7 protein-coding genes and 5 tRNA genes are annotated in these 9,999 nt (G+C 71.3%); 9 read left to right on the plus strand and 3 right to left on the minus strand.

What is annotated here, in order from left to right; translation table 11 throughout:
• A partial coding sequence (locus EST92_RS28765) for a roadblock/LC7 domain-containing protein (RefSeq protein WP_343283813.1) occupies positions 1–212 on the minus strand: 212 nt, incomplete at its 3' end.
• A 9-nt stretch (positions 213–221) separates the two neighbouring features.
• Complete coding sequence (locus EST92_RS28770) at positions 222–3,896, minus strand: nitrate- and nitrite sensing domain-containing protein (RefSeq protein WP_129283641.1); 3,675 nt, start codon at positions 3,894–3,896, stop codon at positions 222–224.
• A gap of 604 nt (positions 3,897–4,500) precedes the next feature.
• Between EST92_RS28770 and EST92_RS31730 the strand changes: the two genes are divergently transcribed.
• The 9 genes from EST92_RS31730 to EST92_RS28810 all read left to right on the plus strand — a co-directional run bounded on the left by EST92_RS31730 (position 4,501) and on the right by EST92_RS28810 (position 8,502).
• On the plus strand, positions 4,501–4,668 hold the full coding sequence (locus EST92_RS31730) for a hypothetical protein (RefSeq protein ID WP_174244164.1): 168 nt from the start codon (positions 4,501–4,503) through the stop codon (positions 4,666–4,668).
• A gap of 82 nt (positions 4,669–4,750) precedes the next feature.
• A complete protein-coding gene (locus tag EST92_RS28775; RefSeq protein ID WP_129249559.1) occupies positions 4,751–5,524 on the plus strand; it encodes a fumarylacetoacetate hydrolase family protein in 774 nt (257 codons plus the stop codon).
• Entirely contained in the window at positions 5,517–6,998 is a 1,482-nt protein-coding gene (gene gltX, locus EST92_RS28780) for a glutamate--tRNA ligase (protein ID WP_129283642.1), read from the plus strand. The genes EST92_RS28775 and gltX overlap by 8 nt, the downstream gene beginning before the upstream one ends.
• A 115-nt stretch (positions 6,999–7,113) precedes the next feature.
• Positions 7,114–7,908, plus strand: a complete 795-nt coding sequence (locus EST92_RS28785) for an HAD family hydrolase (protein WP_129283643.1) — start codon at positions 7,114–7,116, stop codon at positions 7,906–7,908.
• A gap of 88 nt (positions 7,909–7,996) precedes the next feature.
• Positions 7,997–8,068: transfer RNA gene (locus tag EST92_RS28790), tRNA-Gln, on the plus strand.
• A 21-nt stretch (positions 8,069–8,089) separates the two neighbouring features.
• Positions 8,090–8,162, plus strand: a tRNA-Glu gene (locus EST92_RS28795).
• 62 nt (positions 8,163–8,224) lie between these two features.
• Positions 8,225–8,297 (plus strand) — tRNA-Glu (locus EST92_RS28800).
• Between the two features lie 16 nt (positions 8,298–8,313).
• Positions 8,314–8,385 (plus strand) — tRNA-Gln (locus tag EST92_RS28805).
• A gap of 41 nt (positions 8,386–8,426) precedes the next feature.
• Positions 8,427–8,502: transfer RNA gene (locus EST92_RS28810), tRNA-Glu, on the plus strand.
• A gap of 477 nt (positions 8,503–8,979) precedes the next feature.
• Here the strand turns inward: EST92_RS28810 and ndgR are convergent.
• Complete coding sequence (gene ndgR / locus EST92_RS28815) at positions 8,980–9,696, minus strand: IclR family transcriptional regulator NdgR (RefSeq protein WP_006602884.1); 717 nt, start codon at positions 9,694–9,696, stop codon at positions 8,980–8,982.
• Between the last annotated feature and the right edge of the window lie 303 nt (positions 9,697–9,999).

Consider the following 9,999-nt stretch of genomic DNA (forward strand, 5'->3'; position numbering starts at 1 on the left):
CTCCCGCCCTCGAAGATGCGGGACGCTCCGGAGGTCAGCGAGGTCAGGCCGGAGGCCACCGCCGCCAACTGATCGGCACGATCGCGGGGGAAGCCCTCGGACATGGCGAGGAGGAGACCGTCCGCGGAGACCACCACCGTGTGCGACACCCCGGGGGTGTTGTCCACGAAGTTGGTGATCAACCAGTTCAGATTCTGCGCCGCCTGGCTCATCGGACTCAACTAACGCTCCTGCTGGTGAGTGGGATCGACAATGCCGTGGGTGCCGGTGGACGACGTCCCGGCCTGCCGGCCTTGCTGGATTCCCCGACGGAGATTGGTCAGCCGTCCCCGGACGTCACTGGGCGCCCGGGAGACCTGCGGCCCGCTCTGGTCGGCCTGCTGCTGCGCGGTGCCCGCGACGAGGTTCGCGCGCGGGACCCGGCGGGGCAGCCCCGAGGTGGTGACACCGCCCGCGGCGGGCTGGCGGATCTGCTCCGCCTGCCGCCAGGTCTCGTCGTTCGGCGAACTGCGCCACTGCGAGGACTCGGCCGGGGTGCGCTCCGTGCCGTTCGCCGGGGTCTCCGAGCGTGTGGCACCGTCCTGCGCGGCCCCCCGCCGCGGCAGGTCGGACGCCTCGGCCTCGGTGCCCTGGGGCGGCACACCGGCAGCGGCGGCGGCCGGGTGGTTGAACCAGTTGGACTCGATGGTGTCGAAGATCGGCGTACGGCCGTCGCCGGGGCCGGCGTCCGCGCCGCCGAGCACGTCGGCGGACTGCGCACCGCCGTCCTGCGGCTGCTGCACCGGGAACTGCCCCGTGCTCTGCGGCTCGTCGGCGTACGCGGCACGGTCGGCGTCCGGGCGGCGGTTGCGGCCGGTGTCGTACCGGCCGCCGTCGCTGCCGGGCCGCTCGTACTGGCCGGTGTCGTACTGGCCGCTGTCGCTGCCGGGCCGCTCGTACTGCCCCGTGTCGCTGTCGGGACGCCGGTACTGCCCGGTGTCGCCGTCCGGACGCTGGTACTCGCCCGTCGTCTCGTACGCACCGGTCTCGTAGCGGGCCGACTCGCGCTCCGGCCGGGGGAACTGCCCCGTGTCACCGCGCCCGTTGCCCGCACCCTGCGGGTCGCGCCCACTGCGGGACTCGTCCGCGGCGGGCGGCGGCGCGTTGAAGTCGGGACGGGCGAACGCCGCGGTGTCACCGGGGCCGCCGCCGGGAGCGGGCCGCTCGAAGCTGCCGGTGCTGCTGGCGGCCGATTCCTCGTGGCCGCGCGGCTGGTCCTGGGCCTCGCGGGGCGTCAGCGGCCAGTCGTCGGAGCCGCCGCGCTCACGGCGCGCGCCCCAGCTCGTACCGCCCTGCTGCGGTGCTCCCTGGCCGCCCTGGTCGCCGGCGGGCGGGCCGCCGGGCAGTTCGGCCGCGGCACCCCGCGCCGGCAGCTGCGGACGCTCCTCGCGGCGCGGTGCGCCGGTGGGCGGGGCCACGGTGGACGCCGGGCCGTTGTCCTGGCCGCGGGTGGGCAGCGAGGGACGCGCGGCGCCGGGACGGCCGGCGGACGGGCGGGCGTCGCCCTGGCCCCCCGCGGATCCCGCGCCGGGCGGTGCCGTACGGCCGGACGGGGCACCGAAGGCGTTCGCCGCACCGCCGCCGGGACCGCCGCGGCCGGGCAGCGCGGGGCGCCCGCCGGCCGAGGGACCCGAACCGACCTGACCGCGCGGCTGGAGCCCCGCGAGTCGGCTGGACGGCGTGCCGCCGTGGTCACCGCCGCCGCCCTTGGCGTTGCCGGGCGCCGGCTTCTTGCCACCCTGGGCGACGTCGATCGGCAGCATGACCAGCGCGGTGGTGCCGCCGGAGTCGGAGGGCCGCAGCTGGATACGGATGCCGTGCCGCAGGGACAGGCGGCCGACCACGAACAGGCCCATGCGCCGGGAGACCGAGACGTCCACCGTCGGCGGGCTGGCCAGCCGCTCGTTGATCGCCGAGAGGTCCTCGGGGGACAGACCGATACCGGTGTCGTGGATCTCGACCAGGACGCGGCCGTCGGGCAGCGCGTGGCCGGTGACCTTGACCTTGGTCTGCGGGGAGGAGAACGAGGTGGCGTTCTCCAGCAGCTCGGCGAGCAGGTGCACGAGGTCGTTGACGACCCGGCCCGCGACCTCGGTCTGCGGAACGGCGTTGAGCTCGATCCGCTCGTACTGCTCCACCTCGGAGGCGGCGGCACGCAGGACGTCGACCAGCGGCACCGGCCGCGTCCACCGGCGTCCCGGCTCCTCGCCGGCGAGGACCAGGAGGTTCTCACCGTTACGGCGCATGCGGGTGGCGAGGTGGTCGAGCTTGAAGAGGGAGGACAGCTGGTCCGGGTCGGCCTCGCGGGACTCCAGTTCGGAGATCAGCGAGAGCTGACGCTGGATCAGGCCCTGCGAGCGGCGCGACAGGTTGGTGAACATCGCGTTGACGTTGCCCCGCAGCAGCGCCTGCTCGGAGGCGAGGCGGACCGCCTCGTGGTGCACGTCGTCGAACGCCGCGGCCACCCGGCCGATCTCGTCCCGGCTGTGCACACCGACCGACTCGACGGAGGTGTCCACGTCCTGCGGGTCGGACTCGGACAGCTGCTTGACCAGCTCGGGCAGCCGGTCCTGGGCGACCTTCTGCGCGGTGTCCTGCAGCCGGCGCAGCGAGCGGACCATGGACCGCGCCACGACGAACGCGCCGACCAGCGAGACGCCGAGGACGAGCAGGATCAGCGCACCGCTGATGATCGCGGTCTGCGTGGCCTCGTTGCGCAGCTCGCGGGCCTTCTGCTCCATCTCGGACAGCAGCGTCGTCTCGATACGCGACATCTCGTCGATCTTGACGGTGTCGGAGTCGTACCAGTCGAGGTACCGGATGTCCTGGCTGCGGATGCCGGTGGCGCTGGCGAAGGAGCGGTGCGCGAACGCGACCGCGGCCTTGATCTCGTCGTTGTTGCCGTCCAGACCGCGGGTGAGCGCGCCGGCGTTGTTGGTGTAGATCTGCGAGAAGCGGTCCCGGGCGGCCTTCTCGCTGTCCTCGGCGTTACGGCCGGCCAGCCGGTCGTTGGCGGACAGCTGCGGGCCGCCGTCGTGGGCGAGGCCGGCGCTGACCAGCGCGCGCTGGATCGACGCGTACTCCTTGGCCGACGAGAACGCCGCCAGCGCACGGGTACTGCGGATCATCTCGGGGTTGCTGGTGGCCTGCGCCATGTCCTGGGACAGCGACAGCAGCGAGTTGATCAGCTGGTCGTAGCTGGTGACGGTCCGCGCGGAGTTGTCGCCGTCCTTGTAGGCGTTGGCGCGGATCTCGTTGAGGGTGTTGAGCTGCCGGCCGATCTCCAGGACGGTCGCGCGGACACCGGCCATCGTGGCGTCCTGGCCCTGGATGTCGCCGGTGGCCTGGTTGAACTTCAGCTTGGCGCGGTCGGTCTCTTCACGGGGCGCGACGACGTTCGCGTCGTCCTTGGTGTTGCCGCTGCCGGCCAGCGGACCGGCCGACTTGTCCCGCTCCACCTGCAACGCGTCGGCGAGCTCGGTCGCCTGCCGGGTCATCTCGGTGAGCAGCTGCATCTTGTCGAGCTGGTCGATGTTGTCCAGCGACGTGGCGATGCGCATGCCGCCCAGCGTGGTCGCGGCGACCACGGGAAGCGCGAGCAGGGAGACCAGGCGGGTGCTGATGCGCCAGTTGCGCAGCGCTATTCGCGAACCGGGCCCGCCGGTCCCCTTCGACCCCTTGGGCTTGCCGCCGTCCGCGGCGTCATTGCCCGGCGCCTGGCCGCCCCCGTCGGTGGGCACGGTGCCCCCGGCGGAAGCATGGTTCTGGGCGCGCTGGGGCGAGGAGCCGCGGTCGGTCCCGCCGCGGAGCTCCGGGTCCGCCGCAGCGCTGCCATCCCTCTTGAAACGTCCCTGCACTAGCGTCGCAACCTCTGGACCAGGCGTCCCGCCGCGGCGGGACGGTGTCGAGTCGTATGGGGGACCGCTGAAGTCCCCCATGGCGGTCGTGAGTGACCGGCGGGCTGCCCTCCCTGGCAGAGAGAGCGGCACCACCGCGCGGCGCTACGTTGCGCCCTGCGCGCCGGTTGAAACGTGCGGCGGTCCGTGGAATTCCAGCACAGTGCAGGATCTCCAACAAGAGCGGAGTCGTGCACTGTGACTTGGGTGACGCAATGTACGGACCGCGTCACGACTTGTAGAAGTTTCGGCCGCCGATAACGGACTTTTATCCGCGAGTCGACCGCCCGTATCCGCTGTCCCAGGTGCGGTGATCGGGCGCGGAACGTGCGGTTCAATCCGTCATTGTCCGATTCGCCCAGGGATGTTGATCAAGGGAATTGCGGCATTTGTCGCACAGGTCGTGAGCAAACTCACAGGAAGATCGTCGCGTTCTCCCGCACGGCGACGGGAATAGCGTGCATAGCCTGACGCTTTACACAGTTGCCCGGAGCGACAAGACAGCTGTGGGCAGGACCGTTCCCGAACTCTTGATGACGCGAGGCACGCAGCAGTGAAGACGACGATGTTCCGCAACATAGCCAACCCGCGGCGCACCACCCTGGCCCACCTCGACGACGCCGAGGAGCTCGGCACCGAGGCCGCGGAGCACTCCGTCGATCTGCCGACGCAAACCGCCAACCCCCGCCGGACCGTCCTGATGGTCGCCCCCACGCAGGACGTGTCGGCGTAAAGCAGCGACGGAGCGGCAGCGGCCCCGCGATAGCCTGGAGTGTCAACTCCGGCCAGTGATCAATGAGGGGCAGCGGCAACCCGTGCGCATCGCCAGATTCTCCATCGACGGCAACGTCGGATTCGGCGTCGTCGAAGGCGACGAACTCGACGTCATCAAGGGACATCCCTTCGCCGAATTCGAGCGCTCGGGCCAAAAGGTCCCCCTCGACAAGGTCCGGCTGCTGCCGCCCGTCCTGCCCAACAAGGTCGTGGCCATCGGCCGCAACTACGCCGAGCACGCCGCCGAGCTGGGCAACGCCGTCCCGGACGTGCCGGTCACCTTCTTCAAGCCGTCCACCTCGGTGATCGGCCCCGGCGACCCCATCGGGTACCCCTCCTTCTCCCAGGAGGTGCACCACGAGGCGGAGCTCGCCGTCGTCATCGGCCGGATGTGCCGGGAGGTGCCCCGCGAGCGCGCCAAGGACGTCATCCTCGGCTACACCTGCGCCAACGACATCACCGCGCGCGACGTCCAGCAGCGCGAGAAGCAGTGGGCCAGGGCCAAGGGCTTCGACAGCTCCTGCCCGCTCGGCCCCTGGGTCGAGACCGGCCTGGAGCCCGCGGACATCGCCGCCGGCCTCGCCGTCCAGTGCACCGTCAACGGCGAACAGCGCCAGCTCGGCCGCACCAGCGACATGGTCCGTCCGGTCGAGGACCTGATCGTCCACATCACCGAGGCGATGACCCTGCTCCCCGGCGACGTCATCCTCACGGGCACCCCGGCCGGGGTCGGCCCCCTCAACGTCGGCGACGAGGTCGCCGTCACCATCGAAGGCATCGGCACTCTCACCAACAAGGTGATCAAGCGTGGCTAACGCGACCCCCGTCCGCGTCCGTTTCTGTCCCTCCCCGACCGGTAACCCCCATGTCGGCCTGATCCGTACCGCCCTGTTCAACTGGGCCTACGCACGGCACCACAAGGGCACCCTGGTCTTCCGGATCGAGGACACCGACGCGGCCCGCGACTCCGAGGAGTCCTACCAGCAGCTGCTGGACTCCTTCCACTGGCTCGGCTTCGACTGGGACGAGGGCCCCGAGGTCGGCGGCCCGCACGCGCCCTACCGCCAGTCCCAGCGCATGGACATCTACCGGGACGTCGCCGACAAGCTGCTCGCCGCCGGCCACGCCTACCACTGCTACTGCACCACCGAAGAGCTGGACACCCGCCGCGACGCCGCCCGCAAGGCCGGCCGGCCCTCCGGCTACGACGGCACGTGCCGCACGCTGACCGACGAGCAGAAGGCCGCCTACGAAGCCGAGGGCCGCACCTCCATCGTCCGCTTCCGGATGCCCGGCGGGCCGATCACCTTCACCGACCTGGTGCGCGGCGAGCTGACCTTCACCCCGGAGAACGTCCCGGACTACGGCATCGTCCGCGCCAACGGCGCCCCGCTGTACACCCTGGTCAACCCCGTCGACGACGCCCTGATGGGGATCACCCACGTGCTGCGCGGCGAGGACCTGCTCTCCTCCACCCCCCGCCAGATCGCCCTCTACCAGGCGCTGATCGAGCTGGGCGTGGCCAAGGAGATCCCGGCCTTCGGACACCTCCCGTACGTCATGGGCGAGGGCAACAAGAAGCTCTCCAAGCGCGACCCGCAGGCGTCCCTCAACCTCTACCGCGAGCGCGGCTTCCTCCCCGAGGGCCTGCTCAACTACCTTGCCCTGCTCGGCTGGTCCTTCTCCGCCGACCAGGACATCTTCTCGGTGTCCGAGCTGATCGAGGCGTTCGACATCGCGGACGTCAACGCCAACCCGGCCCGCTTCGACCTGAAGAAGGCCGAGGCGATCAACGCCGACCACATCCGGCAGCTGGACGTGGCGGACTTCATCACGGCCTGTGAGCCCTGGTTGAAGGCCCCGCACGCCAACTGGGCCCCCGAGGACTTCGACGAGGCCGCCTGGCGGGCCATCGCCCCGCACGCGCAGACCCGCCTCACCGTCCTCTCCGAGATCACCGCCAATGTCGACTTCCTCTTCCTCAAGGAGCCGGTCGAGGACGAGGCCTCCTGGACGAAGGCGATGAAGGGCGACCCGGTCGCGCTGCTCACCACGGCCCGCGCCAAGCTCGACGCCGCCGACTGGACCTCCGGTCCCGACCTCCTCAAGGAGGCCGTCCTGGCCGCCGGCGAGGAGCACGGCCTCAAGCTCGGCAAGGCCCAGGCCCCCGTCCGGGTGGCGGTCACCGGCCGCACGGTCGGTCTGCCCCTCTTCGAGTCCCTGGAGGTCCTCGGCAAGGAGCGCACCCTCCAGCGGATCGACGCGGCACTGGCCAAGCTGCCCGGCTGACCCGCACCGCCACCAGGGCCCGGAAGCCACCACGGCGTCCGGGCCTCGGTATATGCCGGGACGGGGGCCGGTCGCTGCGGGCACAATGGCTCCACCGGCACCAGGAGGGCTGACCATGACCGCGCGCACCGAGGGCCCGCACGCCCCGGTACCGGGCCGCACCCCGCCCCGCGGCGGGGCCGAGACCCCCTTGCGCGCCGTCCTCTGGGACCTCGACGACACCCTCTTCGACTACACCGGGTCGGACCGGGCCGGCGTGCTGCGGCATCTGCGGACCGAAGGGCTCCTGGACACCTACGGCGGTGAGGAGGCGGCACTCGCGCGCTGGCAGCACGCCATGGAGACCGAGTTCGCCCGCTTCCTCGCCGGTGAGCTCGGGTTTCTCGATCACCGCAGGGCGCGCGCCCGGACGTTTCTTGGCCTGCCGCTGTCCGACGCCGAGGCCGACGCCTGGTTCGGCCGGTACGTCGCCCACTACGAGGCGTGCTGGGAGCTCTTCCCGGACGCGCTGCCCGTACTGGAGGCGCTGGCCCCCTTGGTCCGGCAGGCGGTGCTGTCCAACTCCGCCACCGCCCACCAGGAGCGCAAGCTGGCCGCCCTGGGGATCCGGGGACGCTTCGAGGCGGTGCTCTGCGCTGATGAACTGGGGCACGCCAAGCCCGCCGCCGAGGCGTTCGCCGGTGCCTGTAAGGCGCTCGGCCTAACGCCCGCCGAGGTCCTCTACGTCGGCGACAAGCTCGACATCGACGCGCTCGGCGCCCGGGACGCGGGCCTGGCCGCCGTATGGCTGGACCGTACGGACACCGGGGAGGAGCCGCCGACAGGGGTGCGGCGGATCGCGGGTCTGGCGGAGCTCCCCGAGCTGTTGCGCGGAGTTATCGGTTTTGGTGCGCCGTCCACGATCAGGTAATGTTCTTCCTGCGCCGCCCGAGAGGGCCGAAAGGCCGGGCCGGGAGGCGCAGATCAAATCAAGCCCCCTCCGGGGGGTTGCGCTTTGATGGCCTATGGTGTAATTGGCAGCACGACTGATTCTGGTTCAGTTAGTCTAGGTTCGAGTCCTGGTAGGCCAGCTCGCAGAGCTTATCTGCAAAGCCCCCGTTGTGTAGCGGCCTAGCACGCCGCCCTCTCAAGGCGGTAGCGCCGGTTCGAATCCGGTCGGGGGTACAGATCCTTCCCAGGGGGACAGTCCGGGTCGCACCCACTGTCACTCATGCAGGATCGCTAGGGCCCCCGTTGTGTAGCGGCCTAGCACGCCGCCCTCTCAAGGCGGTAGCGCCGGTTCGAATCCGGTCGGGGGTACTGGTCTAAACCACCATGGGCTATGGTGTAATTGGCAGCACGAGTGATTCTGGTTCATTTAGTCTAGGTTCGAGTCCTGGTAGCCCAGCGCAGCGTGTCCTCGCGACAGGCTCAACTGCAGGAAAACTTGCCCCCGTTGTGTAGCGGCCTAGCACGCCGCCCTCTCAAGGCGGTAGCGCCGGTTCGAATCCGGTCGGGGGTACCACAAGGAAGAGCCCCTCGCTTCATGCGAGGGGCTCTTCCGCGTCAACTGCCGCTTCGGTAGCCCTTGTTGGCTCCTACGCCTCGGCCCGTCGGCAGCAGGCTCAGCAGCCCCGGCTCGTGCCGCACGGGCAGCGTCACCGCCGCCACCGCCTCCTCCGCGCGGGGCGGCGAACCCCTCGCCCAAAACCAGCTCGACGACGGCGAGTTGCGCCGCCTGCTGCGCCCAGGGCAGCCGAGGGGCGGTGTGCGCAGGCATGGCGCGGGACCTCTGTCGTCCCGGCGGGCTCGTGCCCGAGGGCCTATGTCCAGATGCCGGAATGCGGGCCGGGCGGCGCCGTTCGTCGGCCGTCGCGCGGGGGCGGGACGCGGACCGGCCGCAGCCTGAGCGGGCGGCCGCCGGCCAGAGCGGCGGCGGTGCCCGTCGGCCCGTCGGCGCCCCGGCCCGCAGGTTCGCGGGACGGGGCCGTCGGGAGCCGGGTCAGCCGCTGCGGCGCAGGCCCTCGGAGAGGCGGGCCGCCGCGTCGATGACCGCCTGGGCGTGCATCCGCCCGGGATGGCGGGTCAGCCGCTCGATCGGGCCGGAGACCGAGACGGCCGCCACCACGCGGTTGGAGGGGCCGCGTACGGGGGCGGAGACCGAGGCCACGCCCGGCTCCCGCTCGCCGATCGACTGGGCCCAGCCGCGGCGCCGTACGCCGGACAGGGCGGTGGCCGTGAAGCGCGCGCCCTGCAGACCGCGGTGCAGCCGCTCGGGCTCCTCCCAGGCCATCAGGATCTGGGCGGCCGAGCCCGCCTTCATGGGGAGCGTGGAGCCGACCGGGACGGTGTCCCGCAGTCCGGACAGCCGTTCCGCCGCCGCCACACAGATCCGCATGTCGCCCTGCCGGCGATAGAGCTGCGCGCTCTCGCCGGTCACGTCGCGCAGATGCGTGAGCACCGGTCCCGCCGTGGCCAGCAGGCGGTCCTCGCCGGCCGCCGCGGCCAGCTCGGAGAGCCGTGGGCCCAGGATGAACCGGCCCTGCATGTCCCTCGCCACCATCCGGTGGTGTTCCAGAGCCACGGCCAGACGGTGGGCCGTGGGCCGTGCAAGCCCTGTCGCCGCGACCAGCCCGGCGAGGGTGGCCGGACCGGACTCCAGGGCGCTCAAAACCAGAGCTGCCTTGTCGAGAACGCCGACGCCGCTAGAGTTGTCCATGCAACGATACTCGCGTCTCACACTGTGAAACGCAAGTTCAATTTTCCGGGGAAGTCGTCAATCTGTAGGTGTGGCCCTCTACCAGGGCCCGGCGTTACGGCCCGGCAAGGGGATTTCTGCCGGCATCGCGCACGGACGAGCAAGGCCGGCAATGCGGCCGGCCGGAGGGAAAGCGATGGGACGGACACTCGCGGAGAAGGTCTGGGACGATCATGTCGTCCGGCGCGCGGAAGGCGAGCCCGACCTTCTCTTCATCGATCTGCACCTGCTGCACGAGGTGACCAGCCCGCAGGCGTTCGACGG

Origin of the sequence: Streptomyces sp. TM32 (genome assembly GCF_004122755.1) — a bacterium.
Lineage (GTDB): Bacteria > Actinomycetota > Actinomycetes > Streptomycetales > Streptomycetaceae > Streptomyces > Streptomyces sioyaensis.

Bases quoted from the DNA above. Each gene is read 5' to 3' on its own strand.
- EST92_RS31730 (WP_174244164.1), top strand. From the start codon at position 4,501: ATGTTCCGCAACATAGCCAACCCGCGGCGCACCACCCTGGCCCACCTC.
- EST92_RS28785 (WP_129283643.1), top strand. From the start codon at position 7,114: ATGACCGCGCGCACCGAGGGCCCGCACGCCCCGGTACCGGGCCGCACC.
- ndgR (WP_006602884.1), bottom strand. From the start codon at position 9,696: ATGGACAACTCTAGCGGCGTCGGCGTTCTCGACAAGGCAGCTCTGGTT.